The sequence below is a fragment of the Psychrobacter sp. PSi21 genome (assembly GCF_054960615.1).
In genome coordinates, this window is record NZ_JBHNYR010000003.1 from 184,511 (window position 1) to 204,853 (window position 20,343).

The window sequence follows — 20,343 nt, forward strand, 5'->3', positions numbered from 1 at the left end:
AGGGTGTTAAAAAATATGAGCAATCAATCATGATCAAAGGCTACAGTCGTAGCGGTTGTATGAGTAGTGTGCGTTTTCTCGCCCGTCAGGACTAGTGAATAATACTAAATCATGACCATACCATTAGCTATACATTGTTGTTTTTATCCGCATAAACTGGCTGTCTGATATCGGTATTGGTTTATCTGGGTGTGGTCAGTCATTCAGTGCGTGCTACTCAAGCCGTGTCAAAATCGCGGTCTCAAACCACGGTAGCTCTTTTTTGTCAGCGTCAAGTTTGGCTATGACAGCAAGCGCGTGGCTGGCAGGCAACTGTTGATAGTCTGTACTGGAATAAATGGTGAGCAGCTCGCTGTCGTCAGTGGGAGCGTCTTCAAGGCTGATTAGGGTTTGCTTGTCATTTTTGTACAACACATCGATACGACCAAAAAACTGCCAGTCCTCAAATGCGGCCATGAGAGCATCCTCTGACGCTTTGGTATATACAGGTTGTGTTTGCTTGCCTGTGTTGGTCCACTGCAAGCGTACTGCGAGTTGCAGCGCTTCGCTAAAGACTACCAGAGAGCCGGTGACTTTGACATGCCACGGCGCGGCGATGAGGTCGGTATCGATACCCAGATGCTGCGCTGCCTGCGCGGGCGTCATCAACGTATTAAATTGTGCCAGCAGTGGCGGCGTTAGCGGATGCGCCGCTTTGAGCGTGTCACTCAAGCTATCATAGTGATATAAAAACGGCAATGGTAAGTCTTGGGTTAAGGTTTTTTTGCTGATTTTGCAGTTGTGAATCTGCCAGCGGATATGGCTGTCCGTCAGTGCGTCAGCGATAACGATAGTATTGGGGTCGATGGGCTTTTTTACGGCCGACTCGGCGCTACCTTCTGGGCTGACAAGGCTGTCATTAAAGCTGGGGTGATTGGTGTTGTCGCGGCTGAATGATTGGGTTGGCAAGGCAGTCAAATCCATAAATAAAGTGGGTTAAGCAATGGGTCAATATAACATTTAACACGCCTTTACCGCTAATATATTCATGGGAAAAACGTCAACAACCTACATACGCCGCTTGTGCTCCGAGTGTATTTCGTCCACTATATTCTACAAAATAAAGTCAGTCCTTATGACGACTGATGTATTTTTGCACCAACTATTTTTATGATAACAACCAAGGAGCGCGACCATGAACCAAGCCAATTCTGCGACATATGATGATAACAATATCTTTGCCAAAATCTTAAATGGCGATATTCCTTGCCATAAGGTCTATGAAGACGATCACACCTTAGCCTTTATGGACATTATGCCGCAAGCAGAAGGCCATGTATTGGTGATACCTAAGCAAAAAACAGTTGATCTGGCCGACCTTGAGCCTGAGTATGCTGCTGCGGTATTGATGACTGCCAAAAAAGTGATGCAGGCTCAGCGTGAGGTATTCGAGCGTGAAGGTATCGTACAAATGCAGCTAAACGGTGCAGAATCAGGACAAACCGTGTTCCATTATCATGTGCACCTGATTCCATCGAGCATTTATGAGCTGGGCAAGCATGCGACCAGCGAAGTCGATCATGGACAACTGGCCGCGCAGGCAGCCAAACTGGCTGCGGCCATCGCATAATCAGCTGAACGTTGAGATTGAACCACCAAGCAGTCGTAAAACCTTTATCGTCATGGATAACAGACCCATGACAAGCTGGTAAATAGCGTCACTATCAACGGCTAGATAAAAGAGGAACAACATTTTAGCGCGGCGCTTATCGCCGCGCCTGTGATAGTATGGCGCAAATGCCTCGATTTGGTGTGGCGTTTGAGTCAGCATTCGTTGTTGCCTTATTTTATCACCCGCGCCGCCTGACGACAGTCGCGTACAATATAGTCTGTATCCTTGTGAATGATTCCAATACCTCTCGCCAAAATACCACCGCCGCATCCGCACCCATGCCCTCATGGATCTTAAAACTGACCATCGGTATGATCGGCATGTTTGCCTTCTTGCAGGTCTATTCTGTGCAGGCCGTGCTGCCTGTATTGGTGCTTGATTTTGCAGCCACCGAAGTGCAGGCAGGCATGGTCGTGGGTGCCACGGTCATGGCGATTGCCATTATGTCCCCCTTTTTAGGAATGCTCTCTGATGCGATTGGGCGCAAGCTCTTGATCGTTGGTGCCTTGTTATTTTTGGCGGTACCGACCGCTTTGATTGCGCTCAGTCCCAATATTGGTTGGATGACTGTATTTCGGTTTATGCAGGGGTTGTCCGTACCGGGTATCACCGTGGTCACTATTGCTTATATTGGTGAAGAATTTGAAGGCAATGCCGTCACCAGTCTGATGTCTTTTTATGTCTCAGGCACGGTGTTTGGCGGTTTTATGGGGCGCTTTTTACTTGGGCATTTGCATGAATGGATTGGCTGGCGTGCGGCTTATTATGTGATGGCGGCGATGACCCTCATCGGGGCGCTGTGGGTGGGCAAGATGCTGCCGCAGTCACGCCGTTTTGAGGCCAATGCCAATTTTGGCTCAGCGATACAAACGCTTGGTGAGCATTTGACCAACCGTTATGTGGTCACCGCCTGCTTGCTTGGCGCGTGTGTGCTGTTCTCGTTGGTCGGCTGCTTTACCTTTATCAATCTACATTTGGCGGGTACGCCGTATGAGCTGACGACAGGCCAGCTGGCGAATATCTTTACGGTCTATTTGATTGGCGTTATTATCACGCCGCTATCGACTAAGCTGCTGCGCCGTTTTGGCGCGGCGCGTACGGTGCGCGTGGCGGTAGTCATGTCGATGCTGGGCGTGCTATTGACCCAAGTAGCACCGCTGTGGGGCATTATTATTGGCCTGACCATCATGTCATCGGGGGTATTTATCACCCAAGCGGCGACCATCAGCTATATCGCGGTTAATGTTAAAAAAGGCCGTTCTCTGGCATCAGGTTTGTATTATATGGGCTATTATGCTGGCGGCACCATCGGCGCATGGATGTGCGGCTTGGCGTATGAGCAGGGCGGCTGGCAATGGACGGTTTGGCTATTGCTGTTTGTGCAAGTATTGGCATTGGCGGTGGCCAGCTTTGGCATGATCAAAACCAAGAGCAAGCCCAAAATGCAGGCAGGTTAATCGTTGACTGAGCGGTTTTGTTGGCCGACTTTATGATCAGATAGTCGGCAAAGCCGCGCTTTGGTTTGATGCTATAACACACTCTATAAAGTGATGAAACCATAATTACCGAACGCCAGCGGACGTTGGCACAGGGTATTGCTGCTTTACACTAGGGTCATTTTTTCTTACTATCAGGGTATTAACAATAATTATTGTCAACTGATGTCATGGATTGATGGTGCTGATCGCTATGACAATATAATAAATGATCCTCATGTTTATTCATTTTATACAAGGAAGTTTGTCTTATGACTCAAATTTATGGTAGTGCCCCGTCCGCTTATGATTATCCGTTGTTGATTAAGCAATTGCTCAATCGTGCCAAGACCGTCTCTCAAGATCAAGAAATCGTCTACGCTGACAAAAAACGTTTTAGTTACCGTGAGCTGTTCACCCGTATCAATCGCTTGGCCAATGTGCTGGCAGACATTGGCCTGCACTCAGGGGATGTGATTGCGGTGATGGACTGGGACAGCCATCGTTATTTAGAATCTTATTTTGCAGTACCAATGTCAGAATATGTGCTGCAAACGGTCAATATTCGCCTGTCACCAGAAAAGATCCTATACACCATCAATCACGCCAAGCCCAAAGTGCTGTTGCTCAACTCGGAGTTTGCTCCGATTGTCAAAGACTATCAGTTTGAGAACTCCAGTATCGAATATATTATTTGGCTCGATGATAATGGTGTGTCTGCCGAAGGCATCTTTGGTGACCACCAAAGTCGCGTGCTGGGCGAGTATGAGGCATTACTGGATAAGGCGTCAGACACCTTTAATTTTCCAGATTTTGATGAAAATACTATTGCCACCACTTTTTATACGTCAGGCACGACAGGCGATCCAAAAGGGGTGTTTTTTAGCCATCGCCAACTGGTATTACACACGCTGGCTGAAGCGGCGTCTTTTGGTATGTTGCCGACCAAACAAGGCGTGAGCTATGGCGATGTGTATATGCCCATGACGCCGATGTTTCATGTGCACGCGTGGGGCTTTCCCTTTACCGCCACCATGATTGGCCTCAAGCAAGTCTATCCCGGTCGCTATGCGCCTGATACGTTGCTGGATTTGATCCTCAACGAAAAGGTCAGCATCACCCATTGCGTCCCGACCATCTTGCAAATGGTGCTCAAAGAAGCACAAAGCCGCGAGGTCAGCTTCGATGGTCTTAAAATGATTATTGGTGGTTCTAGGTTGACTGAGGGCTTGGCCAAAACGGCGCTGGCGCAAGGTATTGAGGTTTATACAGGTTACGGTATGTCAGAAACGGCGCCGCTGATTAGCCTAACGGATTTTAGCATTAATGAGCCTGAGATGAGTGCTGAGGAAGATGTCAGCCGCCGCTGTATGACAGGCAAACCCGTATTGATGGTCGATGCCAAGGTCTGGAGTGAGCACAATCAAAACGTGGGCACAGGTGCCGATCACACAGGCGAGCTGGTACTGCGTGCGCCGTGGCTGACTCAGAACTACTTTAAGAACAGCGATGCAGGCGTGGAACTGTGGAATCACGGCTATATGCACACCCAAGATATTGCTTATATTCGTGAAGATGGTTATATCAAAATCACCGATCGCTTAAAGGATGTGATCAAATCTGGCGGTGAGTGGATATCTTCACTAGAGATTGAGACCATTTTGTCTTTGCATCCCGCCGTGGCAGATGTGTCAGTCATTGGTGTGCGTGATAAGCAATGGGGCGAGCGGCCATTGGCACTGGTGGTGCTCAAGCCTTCACATCAAGACACGACCGCCGAGGATATCATCGCCATCGCTGAACAGGCGGTCGAAAAGGGCATGATTCCAAAATACGGTGTGCCCAGCCAGTTTCAATTTGTCGATGAGTTGCCCAAAACCTCCGTTGGTAAACACGATAAAAAAGTCATGCGTCAACTGTATGGTAATGTCGATAATCACTAGGGCGTCTCACTAATATTGCCCATCGGCAAGCGACTGGATAGTGAGTCATATTAGTTGACCTTTGTTTGCCTATCTGCTACATTTTAAACCGATACTTCATGTATCGGTTTTTTTTGATTCTGACAGGGATTGCCAGAATATCATGACCGTGTCAAATGGCGCGGTTGATGGTCTTTACACTTCATTATGCTAAGGATAGCCGCCATGACCGAACAAACCGCACCGTTTGACTCATCTGCCCTCTCTTTTTCTGATCTTTATGATGCCTCAATCAATGATCGTGAGGCATTTTGGGCGCAGCAGGCGCGCCGCATTTATTGGCATAAGCCGCCCGAGCAAATCCTCGATGACAGCAATCTGCCTTTTGCCAAATGGTTTGTCGGCGGTGAAACCAATTTATGCTACAACTGTGTTGATCGTCATTTGCCTGAGCGTGCTGAGCAAGATGCATTTGTTTGGGTGTCAACCGAGATCAACCAAGATTTGATGGAGACCTTTCCAGCCGTGGAAGGCGCATTGCGTGATTTGGGCAATCATGTTGAGTTCTACACCGACTACTCTAAGCGCCGTTTAACCTATAATGACTTGTATAAGGAGGTCAATTATTTTGCCGATGTTTTACAGCGGCAAGGTATTGGTAAAGGCGACCGCGTGATCATTTATATGCCCATGATACTCGAGGCGGCGTATGCGATGCTGGCTTGTGCACGTATTGGTGCGATTCATTCGGTGGTGTTTGGTGGTTTTGCGGCGCACAACTTAGCCATTCGTATGGATGATGCGCAGGCGAAAATTATCATCACTGTTGATGCGGGTTTGCGCGGCGGCAAAGTCATCAATTATAAAAACTTGGTCAATCAAGGCGTGGCGCAAGCGGCCGTCAAGCCTGAGCATGTTTTGGTGATTAATCGCGGTATTCTGCCATTTACGCCGCATGATATCGACGTTGATTATGCCGCTGAGCGCCGTATCAGCCGTGAAGCGCGCGCCTTGATTGATCCTGTTTGGCTTGAGTCCAATACGCCGTCCTATCTGCTGTACACCTCTGGCACCACGGGCACGCCCAAAGGCGTGCAGCGCGACACGGGCGGGCATGCTGTGGCACTTACCGCGTCAATGGACTACATCTATGATGGCAAGGCGGGTGAGACTTTTTGGGCCATATCGGATATTGGCTGGGCGGTTGGGCACTCGTATACCATCTACGCGCCGCTATTGGCTGGCATGACCAGCATCATGTATGAAGGGTTGCCGCATAATCCCAATCCTGGTATTTGGTGGCGCATTGTGGAAGCCAATAAGGTCAATATCCTATTTACCGCGCCGACAGGGGTGCGGATGCTCAAAAAACAAGATGAAACGTGGATGACACGTTATGATGTTTCAAGTGTAAAATCTTTCTTTTTGGCAGGTGAGCCATTGGATGAGCCAACCGCCGACTGGCTATCCAAGCACTTGGGTGTACCGATTTTGGACCATTATTGGCAGACCGAGACAGGCTGGCCCATCTTAAGCAACACCCCTAAGTTTAACCACAAACCGCACAAGCAGGGTTCACCGGGCTATCCCATGTATGGCTATAATGCGCAAGTGGTCAATGAGCAAACAGGCGTGCCGTGTGCAGTTGGCGAAAAGGGGCTACTTGCCATCACAGCGCCGCTACCGCCGGGTTGTTTGAGTACCGTTTGGGAAAACGATGCACGCTTTGTCAGCAGTTATTTTGGTTTGTTTGATGGCAAGCAGTATTCTACTTCAGATTATGCCATGACTGACGAAGACGGCTACTTTTATATTTTAGGCCGCACCGATGATGTGATTAATGTTGCAGGGCATCGTCTGGGTACTAAGGAAATCGAAGAGGCGATCAGTATGCATGAGCAGGTGGCAGAGTGCGCGGTGGTGGGCATTCATGATGCGCTCAAAGGCGAGTTACCGGTGACATTTTGTATACTCAAGGATCACGATCAAGTGACGACTACCGAAAATCGCTTTCGCATTGAGCAGCAAATCATTGGTGCGGTGGTCAAGTCACTTGGTGCGATTGCACGTCCTGCGGCGGTTTATTTTCCGCAAGCCTTACCCAAAACGCGCTCAGGCAAAATCATGCGCCGCGCTATTCGTGCGTTAGCCGAAAACAAGCCCACAGGAGATATGTCCACGCTGGACAACCCCGCCGCGATCGATGCGGTCAAGGAATCCATGCAAGGCTATTAAACGCTCAGTGCCTAGACGTTCAGCGTCGATTGACCCGCAAGCATAAGTAACTCACATCATTCAACTCACTCAAGGCCCATACCATGATGGGCTTTTTGTGTGGGTATCACTATAACAGCACGCCTACGAATGACGGCTTGAGTCACTTTATCGATGAAAGTTGCATAAAGCGTTTGACCACAAAATAAGATTGTGTTTATATAAATAACGATACAAAATAAATCATTTTAACTAAATCAATAATTACGACTCGTAAAAAGATAAGGATATCTTATGCATTACGTTCAGCAGCTCATTAATGGCCAATTCACCACATCCAGTACCACAGAATGGATCGATATCACCGATCCTGCCACCCAAGACATCATCGCCAAAGTCCCACAGACTACCGCTGACGAGATCAATCAAGCCGTAGCCGCCGCCAAAGCTGCTTTCGAGACGTGGCGTACCACGCCCATCAGCACCCGAGCGCGAGTATTTTTGCGCTATCAGGCGCTCATCCGTGAGCATATGGATGAGCTGGCGTCTATCTTGACTGCTGAGCAAGGCAAAACCATCGCCGATGCCCGCGGTGATGTGTTTCGCGGCTTAGAAGTGGTTGAGCATGCGGCGAGCATCACCAATTTGCAGATTGGTGATTATGTCGAAAACGTCGCCACAGGCGTAGATACTTATAGCGTGTGGCAACCGCTAGGGGTGTGTGCTGGCATTACGCCGTTTAATTTCCCTGCGATGATTCCGCTGTGGATGTTTCCCATGGCGATTGCCACAGGCAATACTTTTATCCTAAAGCCGTCCGAGCAAGACCCGATGGTGACCATGCGTTTGGTGGAGCTGGCAGTTGAAGCGGGTGTACCTGAAGGAGTGCTCAACGTCGTACATGGCGCTGCTGCGACGGTGGATGCCATCTGTGATCATCCTGACATTATGGCGGTGTCATTTGTCGGATCGACCAAGGTTGGTCAGCATGTCTATAACCGTGCCAGCCAAGCGGGAAAGCGAGTACAGTGTATGATGGGCGCGAAAAATCACGCGGTCATCCTACCTGATGCCAATAAAGACCAAACCCTTAACCAATTGGCAGGTGCGGCGTTTGGCGCGGCAGGGCAACGCTGTATGGCGCTATCGGTGGTGATCTTGGTTGGCGCGGCTGGCGACTGGGTTGATGATATCAAGGCCAAGGCTGACAGCCTGACAGTCGCTGCGGGTAAAGACGATAAAGACTTAGGCCCACTGATTTCACCAGCGGCCAAAGCCCGTGTTGAGGAACTGATTGGTATCGGTGCTGAAGAGGGCGCAGATCTGCTTCGGGATGGTCGCGGTATCGAAGTGGCAGGCTATGACAAAGGTAACTTTGTCGGTCCGACCATCTTTGATAACGTCACGACCGATATGACCATCTATCAGCAAGAAATCTTCGGCCCCGTTCTGTGCATCATGCGCGCAGACAGTTTGGATGAGGCGATTACGCTTATCAATGCCAATCCTAACGGCAACGGTACGGCGATTTTCACCCAGTCAGGGGCGGCGGCACATAAGTTTCAACAAGACATCATGGTCGGCCAAGTCGGTATTAACCTGCCCATTCCTGTCCCGTTACCAATGTTTTCGTTTTCAGGATCTCGCGCCAGCAAACTTGGTGCCCTCGGGCCCTATGGCAAACAAGCCGTGCAGTTTTATACCCAAACCAAGACTGTCACCGCGCGCTGGTTTGATGATGAGGCCAGCCGTGGTAAGGTAAACACCACCATTTCAATGTAGCTTTTTCAATATATCATTGACGCTGATAACACAGCATCTGCTGCTGCATTATCAAAATTAGTCGCTCTATCATTGCGGCTACCATGATGTGTTGATATTACCGCTTACTATATGGACAAGGATGACCCCATGGACTTTTCATTAACAGAAGATCAAGTTGCGTTTAAACAGACCGCGCGGCAATTTGCCCAAAAAGCGCTTAAACCGCATGCGGCTGAATGGGATCGCACGTCCCATTTTCCTGTCGATGTGATCAAACAATCTGGCGAGCTGGGATTTTTGGGCTTGTATACCAACCCAAAATATGATGGCTTGGGGCTACCTCGCTTGGACTCGGCAATGGTGTTTGAGGAGTTGGCATGGGGTGATACTTCGGTGGCAGCCTACATGAGTATCCATAATATGGTCGCTTGGATGATCGGTGAGTTCGGTCACGAGGCATTGTGCGAGCAGTATGTGCCCAACATGGTGAGCGGTGAATGGTTGGGCAGTTATTGTTTGACCGAGCCCAATGCTGGCTCTGATGCCGCCTCGCTACGTACCAAAGCAGAAAAGCATGACGATCATTATGTGCTCAACGGTGAAAAAACCTTCATCTCAGGCGCAGGCGCGACCGATGTGCTCGTAGTGATGGTACGGACAGGGCAAGCAGGCCCTAAAGGGGTCTCCGCTTTTGTGGTCGATGCCCACAGCGCAGGCATTGAGTATGGTAAAAACGAGCACAAAATGGGCTGGAAAGCGCAGCCAACACGCACCATCAGCTTTAACAACGTTAAAGTGCCAGCGTCCAACTTGCTTGGCAATGAAGGCGAGGGCTTTCGTATGGCCATGAAAGGCTTAGATGGTGGGCGTATTAACATCGGTATTTGCGCGGTAGGCACGGCACAAGCCGCGCTTGAAACCGCTACCAGCTATGTCAAAGACCGCAGCCAGTTTGGCAGTCCCATCGCTAGTCTGCAATCAGTACAGTTCAAATTGGCAGACATGCTGACTCAGACCATTACCGCGCGGCAAATGTTGTATTTGGCTGCCAGCAAAGTGGACCAGCATGATCCGCAAGCACCTACTTATTGCGCTATGGCCAAACGACTCTCGACCGATCTGAGCTTTGCTGTCGCAAATGAGGCACTACAGCTGCATGGCGGTTACGGTTATCTCAATGAATATCCGCTTGAGCGTCATGTGCGCGATCTGCGCGTACATCAAATTTTGGAGGGAACCAATGAAATCATGCGCGTGATTATCTCGCGCCAGCTGTTGCAGGATGGTAATCTTGAGCAGCTGCGTTAATTGGCTGGGTTACGGCTTCACAATAACCTGCCGATAATGCCTTATTTTTCATTGATAATACATAGGTCAACATTATGACAACTTCTGATAACGCCCACACCGCGAATAATATAGCCGAACAGTCTGTACTGTTTGAGACGCAGCCGACTGATTGCGGTCATCATATTGGCATCATGACGCTAAACACACCAAAGTCGCTAAACGCGCTCAGTGTGGATATGTGTCAACTGCTCTCGCAGCAGCTTACTGAGTGGCAGGAGGATACCAAAGTCGTGGCAATCTTGCTAAAAGGCGCGGGTGACAAAGCGTTTTGTGCAGGTGGTGACATTCGTAAGCTGTATGACAGCATGTCAGCTGACGCGCCATTACCCAACCCCTATGCCACCGAGTTTTTTAGCCATGAATATCGCTTATATCGACAGATGCATGTGTATCCCAAACCACTGATATTATGGGGCGATGGCATCATCATGGGCGGCGGTATGGGTCTGATGGCGGGCTGCAGCCACCGTATCGTCACCGAGCGCACCCGTTTTGCCATGCCTGAGGTGACCATTGGTTTGTTTCCTGATGCGTCTGGCAGCTGGTTTTTGCAGCGTATGCCAGCCAAAACAGGATTGTTTTTGGGGCTAACAGGGGCGCAGTGCCAAGGCCGCGATGCGTTATTGGCCAATTTGGCAGAACACGCTGTTGCCAGTGACGGCTATGAGACGGTGATAAAGCAGCTGGTCAGCACAAACTGGCGTGATACGGCAGACACTCACCATGCGATAACCAGCCGCGCGCTGGCGCAGTTGCCAACTACGGACTTACCAGAGAGCAAGCTTGCCACCTACTGGCAACCGATTGAGCGTTTAATGACGGTTGGCGGGTTGGCAGGTATTGATGCTGTACTGCGCGATGATGACGCGCTAACAGCACTGGATGCGGCCTTTGCCAGTGACCCATGGACGCAGCGCGCTATCGCCACTTACCGCAGCGGCTGCCCTGTAACCGCTGCCTTGACCTATGAGCTCTACCATAAGGTTGGTGATTTATCTTTGGCACAAACTCTCTATCTTGAAACCAATGTCGCTGTGCATTGTGCCGCCAACCCCGACTTTAAAGAAGGCGTACGCGCGTTACTGATTGACAAAGACAAAAATCCCAAATGGTCGCGTACGCTGGCCGACTGCCTAAGTGCAGAGGGTCGTGATTATATTGCTCAGCATTTTACCAATCCCTATAGCGCAGGCAAGCACCCTCTATCAGAGTGGCTGGGCAAGACAGAGCTGGATGTGTCATATATGTAGTTAATATATGGCAATACCACCAAAATAAAAATGGACAAACGATTGATAACCTCTCAGTCGTACAATCATCAAGGAGTGATGAGATGAGCAGTCAGAACAATGGCAGCAGCGCTGTCGAGTATACAAGCGATACCTCAAAGCCCAATATCGCCTTTATTGGTTTGGGCAATATGGGCGCGCCAATGGCAGCAAACTTACTCAAAGCAGGCTATTCGCTATGTGTCTATGATTTGTCAGCCGCCGCCACAGAGCGATTACAACTAGCGGGTGCAACCGTAGCAGACAATCCCAAATCTGCCGTACAAGGGTCACAAGTAGTCATTAGTATGCTGCCTGCTGGCAAACATGTTCGAGCAGTATATCTGGGCGACGATGAGCATCAAGCGTCAGGATTGCTGTCCGAGCTACCTAAAGGCACACTGGTGATCGATAGCAGCACCATTGCAGCGGCGGATGCAAGGGCGGTAGCGAAGGTAGCCAGTGACTATGGTATCGACTTTTTGGATGCGCCTGTTTCTGGCGGCACTGGCGGCGCTATTGCAGGCAGCTTGACCTTTATCGTCGGCGGCAGCGAGGCAGCGTTTGCCAAAGCTCAGCCCATATTGGCAGTGATGGGCAAAAACATCTTTCATGCAGGTGAACACGGGGCAGGGCAGGTCGCTAAAATCTGCAACAATATGCTGCTGGGTATCTTGATGGCGGGTACCGCAGAGGCCATCAATTTGGGAGTGAAAAACGGTCTAAATGCTAAAGTGCTGTCAGACATCATGCTGCAAAGCTCAGGGCGCAACTGGACCTTAGAGGTTTACAATCCCTATCCCCAAGTGATGGACAATGTACCCGCCAGTAACGACTATCAAGGCGGCTTCATGAGTAAGCTGATGCAAAAAGATTTAGGCCTTGCTATGCAAACGGCGGTAGATACCGCTGCTGATACGCCGATGGGTAGCAAGGCAGCCGAGCTGTATCAAGCGCATGCTGCCACTTATGGCGACAAAGATTTCTCAAGCATTATGGGACGCTATGATCAGGCGGTACTATCGGAAGAACCACTAATCCACCAATAATAAAGTAAAAAACGCAAAAGGGTCGCATCAGGCGACCTTTTTTGTAGCGTGGTAATATCAATCTTTAGCTTTGTAACTCATAGACCAACGCTTGAATGTCTTCTGCTGCTTGTTGCAAGCGGGGCACATAAGTAAGTAGCTCATCTAGAGAGACTCGAACCGTTGGTGCATGCATATACAGCGATGCCAGATAGCGAGATTTTTTATCAAGTACGGGTACGGTGACCGCCACCATCTCAGAGATAAACTCTTCATTGTCAATACCGACGCCTGATTCGGCAATACGATCCAGCTCAGCATTTAAGGTATCGATATCGACAATGGTGTTTTTGGTAAATTGATTAAGCGTCAGACTGTTGAGCATTTTGCGGCGACTTTGCGCGGGCAATTGGCTTAAATACAGCTTGCCCGTTGCGGTGCAGGTCATGGGTGATTTTGCGCCAATAGGCAGGTAGATTTGTAGTGGCAATTCCGTTTGCACACGGTTGGTATAAATCATTTCCATCTGATAGGGAATGGCAATACCGCACGTTTCTTTGACATCTTCCACGAGTCGTTTTAATACCACTTGACGCTCATTAAAAAACTGCCGCTGTTGCCAAAGCTCAACGCTTAAGTTACGTACGCGTTTTCCTGGAATGATACCACCACTGATATCGACCGCCACAAAGCCTTCATCGACCAAGTTTTGAATCAAGCGATGAATGGTTGGCTTGGGAATATCCAGTGTCTGCGACAATTCAAGCGGCGAAATCGGTTTTGAAGCGTAGGATACCGCTTCAATAATCTCTAACACACGGGTAATTGAGGAAACTTTGGGCATAAACGGCGCTCAGTAAGATAAAAAGGAAAGGGTAAGTAAAATGCGCCGCTATAAAATCTGTCGAGTGTACAATAGTAAAAGCAGCCATAAGTATTGTAACATATTGTTTTGTCGATAGAATGGCAAGAACGATTTTATATCGCTACTTAATAATGAATGTATGTATTTGCGAAATTGAGTCGGCTTTGGATACATCACGTCACACAACGCAACAAATCGTAGTGAGATGATATAAAACATCACTGATTTGCTTAGGATGATAACGACACTATCGCTACAAACTTGATATCCTATTTACATTCACTTGAGGTTGTTGTTTAGATTTGAATCGTAGGTATCAAAGCTGTTAGAAATATCGAAGGTTGCAGAAAGGACAATCATAAGTTTTTGTAACAATTACGAGATTTTTTATCACTTACCGTCGCAATCATTACAATATCCATGCAATCTTTACACAATGGTAAATAAAATCACGATTATAAAGCGTGACTTTGGGAGCCAAACTTGTTTTAATCTGCTCAACAAAACGACTGTTTAAAATATAAACATAGACAGTCGCTATTTTGGGTCAGCTATTTTGTACTTTAGGAGCATAATCATGAAATTTATTAAATTAACTGCAGTTTCTGCAGCTGTTATGGCGTCAACTGCAGCGCTAGCCGCAGAGCCAGTTGTTGTCGTTGATGACGCTGTTGTTTATGAAGCTGAGCCAGTTGCCTACACTACTGCCCCTGCTTATCAATATAACGAAGATGCAGGCGTAGTCAGCAACACCACTGGTGCAGTTGTTGGTGGTACCAAGACATTCTTTAACACGGTAACGCATCCTGCTGCTGTTAGCGCAGAAGTTGGTAGCTTGGGTTATGGTGCGAACATCGCTTGGGGTCTAAACGACAAAACTGAAATCCAAGCTGGTTGGGCTGGTGGCGATGTTGCTGACTTATTCGGCGGCGACTTTGACGCTGATGACATCAACTATGATGTTGACACTGACTTTAGCAACCCATACATGGGTGTTCAGCTACGTCCAGCAGCAAACTGGTTCACTATGGGCGCTGGTATCATCGTTCCTGATAACGACATCGACGTAACTGCTAACTCTAAAGATGGAACTTACGAGATCGGTGACGAAACTTATACTGAAGCTGAAGTTGGTACCTTGAAAGGTAGCCTTGAGCATCGCAATAAGTTAGCTCCTTATGCCACTGTTGGTTTCCGTCCTAACATCAGCAACAACTTCGGTGTATTTGGTGAAGTCGGTGCTGCATATCTTGGCAAAACTGATGCCACTGTAGTTGCTAGTAATGGTAATGTAAGAGCACAACAAGCTGCTGACGATGCTCAAAAAGAACTAGAAGATAAAGATTGGTTAGAGTGGATGCCAATTGTTAAATTGGGCGCAACCTACCGCTTCTAAGATAACAATTTTGTCTTAAAAGACAGTAATAAAAAAACGGCCTTCGGGTCGTTTTTTTATGGGTGATGAGGTAATAAAAGCGGACAGTCGATCAGCCATTAACGTTATCTTTGCTAAAAAACCACAGCGATACAGTGCTCTGACAATAAGGCAATCTGATAACCAGAGGCTGCACTGATAAATATGATGGAAGGCGTAGTATGGTCCATGTGTTGATTGATGAGCGCTTTGAGTACAGCAGGGTAAGGCTTACCCAGCCCTTGCGCTAAGGTGTACTGCTGCACCTTAATCATGCTCTCCTTTACCTGCCATAACCATTGAGCAGTGGCGTTGCGCTGCGCTGTTGGCATGGTCATCAAAACGTCAAGCTCACTATGGTTATAAAAGCGCTGCACTACAGGCCATGCGATATCCTGCACTTCAATATCGACACCAACTGCACGGTGCTGACTGATCACCACTGCAACTTTATTTTGTGAATGACTAAAACAAACATAGTGCCCATGGTGGGTCAACTGGTAGGGGAACTGCTGCTCATTTAGGGTATCTGTAATATCCAAATGCTCTAGTAGCTGACAAAGCAGTAAACGCACGCCTGCGCGTTGCTGCTGTCGTTTGATAACAGCTTGGCTGCGCGCTGTCAGAGTTTTGGTGGTATCGCATCTGTGCCAGCATAGGTTGTCAAGCGTGATGTTGTGAGGCACATCGTACGAAGGTGATAAAGGCCGTGCATGCGACCAAAGACAAGATAGGGATAATGCTATAGGCGGATGAAGCGTTGCAGCAGCGCACCATGTCTTGGGGGCAAGCTGGATATAATAGAGGCTTTTAGAGTGTAAAATGGTCATAGTGAATACAAAGACATAAAAGTTGCACGCGGCCTGAGCCTACCGGAGCCTATAAGATAAGCAGTTCAAAAGAAACGTCATAAAAAAGCCCAGTACTTAGATACTGGGCTTTTTATTAATCGCTATCGTCCATATCGTATGACAGGGTATCGACAGCTGGCAGAGCCATCTTAGTAAGACAGCTCAGCACGACGGTTTTGCGCATAGGCTGCTTCAGTCATACCAGAGACAGCAGGACGTTCTTCGCCATAGCTGATGATGCGGACATTGCTGGCATCAACGCCTTGGGCGGCAAGGTATGCGCGCACTGCTTGTGCACGGCGTTCACCCAGTGCCATGTTGTATTCACGGCTACCGCGCTCATCGGTGTGACCTGCGACCACTACGCCAGCTGCTGGGTTGGTACGCAGTAAGTTGGCATGTTGGTTTAACACGTCTGCGGCTTGAGCACTGATGTCACTGCTATCAAATGCAAAATAAACCACTGCCTGTAAGTTATCCGCAGCAGTGATGATAGCGCCAGGGTTATCAACAACAACAGCGCCTGTGTAGGCCACTTGGCCACCAGGGATGCCGAGTGGGGCAACGACCACCTCTGAAGTGTTGGCTTTGGTGGCACAGCCGGTAGTAATGGCAACGGCACTTGATAGGATCGCAAGAGCAGAGAGCTTGGCAAAACGGTTTTGCGTGATAAAACTAAATGACATGGTGAGCTCCTAAATTTTTAATCAAATTGTTTTTTTAAAACTGCTTATAATAAAACCTAGGCAATTACTGCCCATAGTAAAATCAATGTTACGTTATGTAAGTAGCATTACTGTAAATAATGGCAAAGTTTACCGATTATTACAATATGTGTTTGGCGGTGCTTATGATGATTTATTGTTTCAATAAATAAATAGTTATGTAGATCAGTATCTTAAGGCGTGATCTTACTTATTTTCGTACCTTGAAGGTTTTTTTATGAGATGTGATAAACCAATTACCAGCGATTTTTGCCCCAGTTTTCAGGATTGGCCCAGTATTGGCTGTTGAGCCAATTGGGCAGGTGTTTGTAATCATACAGGTTAAACTGCCAAATCGTCAGCGCGCTATCTGCATCGGTAACGTCTTCTAACGGGGTAAAGCCATACGGGCGTAGGTCAGCTTGACTGGCTAAAACGATCAGTTGATGAGCCGAATATAGGTCGCGGTAGCGCATCAGCGTTGGTAGATATTGAGCCAACAAATCAGCTGAGAGCTCAGGCAACCAAAAACAGGCCAACTGATAGCGCTTAGGGACTGGTTGCATCGCGAGAGCCTGCAGGCTAACCACATGAGTCTGAGTATCCTCTGTTCCGCTGTTATCGTGCTCATTTAGGAGTTGTAGCTGAGCGCGTGTGGATGCGATATCGTCTTGGTGTTGAACGACCCACAGCAGTGCTGCCGCGTGGCCCTCTTCATTTTCGGCAGTCGCCTCATCATCCTCATTTTTTGAGGATAAGGCAGGTAACAAGGCGTGGACATATTCAGCAAATAACGGCTGAGTGATGGGTGCAGTACTGTGGTCAGTCATAACGGTGAACTCGGTCATCTAAAAGGTAAAAATGTTGTATACGTTTGGGCGCGCAATAAAACTGCCCATTTATAGCGCAGGACGCGATAATTTTCCAGCCTTATCTTGGATAAATTGTAGCGCTACTGTACGTATTTGACTTTGAATCTACTCATTTTGAAATTTGCCAATTGGTGCCCATGTACTCAGACACGCACATAAATACTCTGAAAGTCGCTGTTTGTGTGTTCAGTGCCCAGATGACTGTACAAACAGTGATGAAAGCATAATAATGGCAGTAGTTCACTATCGCCTGATGCCTTAACAGACAGATGATAATATACCCCATAATATAGGAATGCCCATGTCTACCGCTGAACATGATGATCACATCATCAATGCTGAAATCCCTGATGCACCCGCCCATACACCTACAAAAATTCATTTGAGTGACTATACGCCGCCAAGCTTTGATGTAGAGACGGTGGATTTGGATATTCGTTTATTTGAAGATCATGCCATAGTCGATAGTACACTTAAAATGGTGCGGCAGGCGGCAGGCGATTTGGTACTCTATGGTGAAGATCTGTCGCTTATCAGCGTGATGTTAGATGGCGCACCGTTGCTTTCTGATCGCTACCAGCAATCCGCAGGTAAACTGACCATTACTAATGCTCCTGAGCGCCTGACCTTGCAGCTGCAAGTGCGCATCTGTCCGCAGACCAATACGGCACTAGAAGGCTTATATATGGCGGGTAGCGGTGCAGAGACCATGTTTGTCACCCAATGTGAGCCTGAAGGCTTTCGCAAGATCACCTTTTATCCTGATCGCCCTGATGTGCTGGCGATATTTACCACGCGTCTTGAGGCCGATAAGCGCTATCCAACCTTATTGGCTAATGGTAACTTGGTCGAGCAAGGTGAAGTTGCTGGTGCCCCTGATCGCCACTATGCCATTTGGCATGACCCAACCAATAAGCCCAGCTATTTGTTCGCCTGTGTCATGGCAGATTTGGACGTGCTGACAGATCGTTACACCACCAGCGAAGGTCGTGAGGTGACACTCGAAGTGTATGCCAAAGCTGCCGATATCGATAAATGCCATGTTGGTATGCAGGCGCTTAAAGACGCGATAAAGTGGGATGAGGTCAATTACGGCTGCGCTTATGACTTAGACCGTTATATGATCGTAGCCGTCAGCCAGTTCAATATGGGGGCAATGGAAAATAAGGGCTTAAATATTTTCAACACCGCTTGTGTCCTCTCAAGCCCTGAGACCACGACCGATGCACGCAGCTTTAATGTAAAAGCGGTGATTGCGCATGAGTATTTTCATAACTGGACAGGCAACCGCATTACTTGCCGTGATTGGTTTCAGCTGTGCCTAAAAGAAGGCTTTACCGTTTTTCGTGATCAGTCGTTTTCTGCCGATCAGCAGTCAGCTGCGGTGCAGCGCATCGATGATGTGGCCACGCTGCGTGCGCATCAGTTTGCAGAAGATGCAGGCCCCTTGGCGCATCCTGTACGTCCTGAGAGCTTTGTTGAGATCAATAATTTTTATACCACAACTGTGTACGAAAAAGGCGCAGAAATTGTGCGCATGATTGCCAATACATTGGGCAAAGACAAGTTCCGCGCAGGGACTGATGAATATTTTCGCCGTTATGACGGTCAGGCGGTGACGGTAGAGGACTTTTTGTCAGCGCTGAGCATCAGCGACAGCAAAGTGGCAGATTTTATTGATTGGTATCGTCAGCCAGGAACACCTGTGGTATCAGGTCATCAAGTGTATGACGAAACAACCAATACCTTGACCATTACCCTGAAGCAAAAAACGCGTCACGTAACTGGATTTGCGCCGCCAAAACCGTTACCGATTCCTGTAGCCACGGCGCTGTTTGATAAGCACTCAGGTAAAATCGTCACTGAGCATATATTGCTGCTCGATCAAGAGGAGCAGACGTTTTGCTTCAATGATGTTAGCAGTGAGCCTGTCGTATCGCTGCTACGTGACTTTAGTGCCCCTGTGCAGATCAATTATGACTATCAAGACGAAGATTTGGCGTTCTTGTTGACGCATGAGACCAATGGTTTTAACCGTTGGCAGGTGACACAAATATTGGTCAATCGTATTTTACTTCAAGGTCATGACCCAAGAGTGTATCTAGAAGCCCTTGCTCAGACGTTGCCAGTGCTGGCGAGTGATGATGCGATGCTAGCCGCGCGTCTGCTGGATATCCCATCACCGCAGGAGCTGGCATCGGCGATACCAAAAGATTATGATCCAATGCATATCAAAGCGCGTCGTGATGCGCTGTACAAGCAGGTAGCCGACAAGCTGCAAGACCAATGGGCCAGTCTGTATCAGCAGTTGCCTTTAGATGAGTACGAAGACAGCGGTACTGCCAGTGGCAAGCGCGCGCTGCGTAATGTGGTGCTGGACATGGCACTGACCGCAAATATCACCGACGCTGAGATATGGGCGCAGCAGCAGTACGATACTGCCAGCTGTATGAGTGAGCGCTTTGGCGCACTAAAAGTGATGGTCAATCATCAGGTTGCAGGTTTTGATGCCGCGCTGCATGATTTTTATCAGCGTTTTGAGCAAGATGATTTGGTCATTGATTTATGGTTTAGTGTGCAAGCATCTGCCGATCACGTGCGAGCTGAGACGATTGACATGCTGCTGGCTCATGATGATTTTGATTGGCAAACGCCAAATCGTGTGCGTGCGGTCATTAGCGCCTTTACTTCACAGCCTACCGTGCTATGGACACCAGAAGGGCTGGATATCTATACAAGCGTGATTCGTAAGCTAGATGGTGAAAATCCAGTATTGGCCGCGCGTTTGCTACAAGTGCTGGCGCGCTGGTACACCCTAAGTGATTCCTTGCGTGGTATGGCACATACGCATTTGCAGCAGCTACAGCAGCAAGTATCGTCAAAAAATGTGCTTGAGAGTATGGATAGTGTACTGGGTGCAGCTCAATAATTACCCGTCCCATATATACAAAAAGCCCATTATATG

General features: G+C 48.3%; 15 protein-coding genes. 10 read left to right on the forward strand and 5 right to left on the reverse strand.

Going from position 1 to position 20,343, the window contains the following annotated elements:
* Positions 1-213: 213 nt before the first annotated feature.
* The gene (locus ACFI32_RS03575; protein ID WP_462625125.1) at positions 214-948 is read right to left on the reverse strand and encodes a hypothetical protein; all 735 of its coding nucleotides are present in this window, start codon (positions 946-948) and stop codon (positions 214-216) included.
* Positions 949-1,174: 226 nt separating this feature from the next.
* Between ACFI32_RS03575 and ACFI32_RS03580 the strand changes: the two genes are divergently transcribed.
* The 8 genes from ACFI32_RS03580 to mmsB all read left to right on the forward strand — a co-directional run bounded on the left by ACFI32_RS03580 (position 1,175) and on the right by mmsB (position 12,693).
* Complete coding sequence (locus tag ACFI32_RS03580; protein ID WP_462625126.1) at positions 1,175-1,609, forward strand: HIT family protein; 435 nt, start codon at positions 1,175-1,177, stop codon at positions 1,607-1,609.
* A gap of 320 nt (positions 1,610-1,929) precedes the next feature.
* The gene (locus ACFI32_RS03585; RefSeq protein WP_462625146.1) at positions 1,930-3,108 is read left to right on the forward strand and encodes an MFS transporter; all 1,179 of its coding nucleotides are present in this window, start codon (positions 1,930-1,932) and stop codon (positions 3,106-3,108) included.
* Positions 3,109-3,398: 290 nt separating this feature from the next.
* Positions 3,399-5,069, forward strand: a complete 1,671-nt coding sequence (locus tag ACFI32_RS03590) for a fatty acid--CoA ligase (protein ID WP_462625127.1) — start codon at positions 3,399-3,401, stop codon at positions 5,067-5,069.
* 204 nt (positions 5,070-5,273) lie between these two features.
* A complete protein-coding gene (locus tag ACFI32_RS03595) occupies positions 5,274-7,283 on the forward strand; it encodes a propionate--CoA ligase (RefSeq protein ID WP_462625128.1) in 2,010 nt (669 codons plus the stop codon).
* A 273-nt stretch (positions 7,284-7,556) separates the two neighbouring features.
* Positions 7,557-9,044: a CoA-acylating methylmalonate-semialdehyde dehydrogenase gene (locus ACFI32_RS03600; RefSeq protein ID WP_462625129.1), complete on the forward strand. Its 1,488-nt coding sequence runs from the start codon at positions 7,557-7,559 to the stop codon at positions 9,042-9,044.
* A 129-nt stretch (positions 9,045-9,173) separates the two neighbouring features.
* The gene (locus ACFI32_RS03605; protein ID WP_462625130.1) at positions 9,174-10,334 is read left to right on the forward strand and encodes an acyl-CoA dehydrogenase family protein; all 1,161 of its coding nucleotides are present in this window, start codon (positions 9,174-9,176) and stop codon (positions 10,332-10,334) included.
* A 74-nt stretch (positions 10,335-10,408) separates the two neighbouring features.
* The gene (locus tag ACFI32_RS03610; protein ID WP_462625131.1) at positions 10,409-11,626 is read left to right on the forward strand and encodes an enoyl-CoA hydratase/isomerase family protein; all 1,218 of its coding nucleotides are present in this window, start codon (positions 10,409-10,411) and stop codon (positions 11,624-11,626) included.
* An 83-nt stretch (positions 11,627-11,709) separates the two neighbouring features.
* Positions 11,710-12,693 (forward strand): 3-hydroxyisobutyrate dehydrogenase, encoded by a 984-nt coding sequence (gene mmsB / locus ACFI32_RS03615; protein ID WP_462625132.1) that lies wholly within the window; start codon positions 11,710-11,712, stop codon positions 12,691-12,693.
* Between the two features lie 64 nt (positions 12,694-12,757).
* On the opposite strand, the gene ACFI32_RS03620 is transcribed toward mmsB, so the two are convergent.
* Positions 12,758-13,516: an IclR family transcriptional regulator gene (locus ACFI32_RS03620; protein WP_462625133.1), complete on the reverse strand. Its 759-nt coding sequence runs from the start codon at positions 13,514-13,516 to the stop codon at positions 12,758-12,760.
* A gap of 598 nt (positions 13,517-14,114) precedes the next feature.
* Here ACFI32_RS03620 and ACFI32_RS03625 point away from each other — a divergent pair.
* Positions 14,115-14,933 carry a hypothetical protein gene (locus tag ACFI32_RS03625; RefSeq protein WP_462625134.1) on the forward strand — a complete coding sequence of 273 codons (819 nt, stop codon included), beginning with the start codon at positions 14,115-14,117 and terminating at the stop codon, positions 14,931-14,933.
* Between the two features lie 113 nt (positions 14,934-15,046).
* Here the strand turns inward: ACFI32_RS03625 and ACFI32_RS03630 are convergent, their stop codons facing one another.
* From ACFI32_RS03630 to ACFI32_RS03640, 3 genes are all read right to left on the reverse strand, one after another.
* Entirely contained in the window at positions 15,047-15,781 is a 735-nt protein-coding gene (locus ACFI32_RS03630) for a 4'-phosphopantetheinyl transferase family protein (RefSeq protein WP_462625135.1), read from the reverse strand.
* A gap of 170 nt (positions 15,782-15,951) precedes the next feature.
* Entirely contained in the window at positions 15,952-16,488 is a 537-nt protein-coding gene (gene pal / locus ACFI32_RS03635; RefSeq protein ID WP_462625136.1) for a peptidoglycan-associated lipoprotein Pal, read from the reverse strand.
* 275 nt (positions 16,489-16,763) lie between these two features.
* Positions 16,764-17,336, reverse strand: coding sequence for a DUF6231 family protein (locus ACFI32_RS03640; RefSeq protein ID WP_462625137.1), 573 nt, complete (start codon positions 17,334-17,336; stop codon positions 16,764-16,766).
* Positions 17,337-17,679: 343 nt separating this feature from the next.
* On the opposite strand from ACFI32_RS03640, the gene pepN reads away from it, so the two are divergent.
* Positions 17,680-20,307, forward strand: coding sequence for an aminopeptidase N (gene pepN, locus ACFI32_RS03645; protein ID WP_462625138.1), 2,628 nt, complete (start codon positions 17,680-17,682; stop codon positions 20,305-20,307).
* Positions 20,308-20,343 lie beyond the last annotated feature (36 nt).

Bases quoted from the DNA above. Each gene is read 5' to 3' on its own strand.
- ACFI32_RS03580 (WP_462625126.1), top strand. From the start codon at position 1,175: ATGAACCAAGCCAATTCTGCGACATATGATGATAACAATATCTTTGCC.
- ACFI32_RS03630 (WP_462625135.1), bottom strand. From the start codon at position 15,781: ATGACCATTTTACACTCTAAAAGCCTCTATTATATCCAGCTTGCCCCC.
- pal (WP_462625136.1), bottom strand. From the start codon at position 16,488: ATGTCATTTAGTTTTATCACGCAAAACCGTTTTGCCAAGCTCTCTGCT.
- pepN (WP_462625138.1), top strand. From the start codon at position 17,680: ATGTCTACCGCTGAACATGATGATCACATCATCAATGCTGAAATCCCT.
- ACFI32_RS03625 (WP_462625134.1), top strand. From the start codon at position 14,115: ATGAAATTTATTAAATTAACTGCAGTTTCTGCAGCTGTTATGGCGTCA.
- ACFI32_RS03595 (WP_462625128.1), top strand. From the start codon at position 5,274: ATGACCGAACAAACCGCACCGTTTGACTCATCTGCCCTCTCTTTTTCT.
- ACFI32_RS03610 (WP_462625131.1), top strand. From the start codon at position 10,409: ATGACAACTTCTGATAACGCCCACACCGCGAATAATATAGCCGAACAG.
- ACFI32_RS03620 (WP_462625133.1), bottom strand. From the start codon at position 13,516: ATGCCCAAAGTTTCCTCAATTACCCGTGTGTTAGAGATTATTGAAGCG.
- ACFI32_RS03600 (WP_462625129.1), top strand. From the start codon at position 7,557: ATGCATTACGTTCAGCAGCTCATTAATGGCCAATTCACCACATCCAGT.
- ACFI32_RS03585 (WP_462625146.1), top strand. From the start codon at position 1,930: ATGCCCTCATGGATCTTAAAACTGACCATCGGTATGATCGGCATGTTT.
- mmsB (WP_462625132.1), top strand. From the start codon at position 11,710: ATGAGCAGTCAGAACAATGGCAGCAGCGCTGTCGAGTATACAAGCGAT.
- ACFI32_RS03605 (WP_462625130.1), top strand. From the start codon at position 9,174: ATGGACTTTTCATTAACAGAAGATCAAGTTGCGTTTAAACAGACCGCG.
- ACFI32_RS03590 (WP_462625127.1), top strand. From the start codon at position 3,399: ATGACTCAAATTTATGGTAGTGCCCCGTCCGCTTATGATTATCCGTTG.
- ACFI32_RS03640 (WP_462625137.1), bottom strand. From the start codon at position 17,336: ATGACTGACCACAGTACTGCACCCATCACTCAGCCGTTATTTGCTGAA.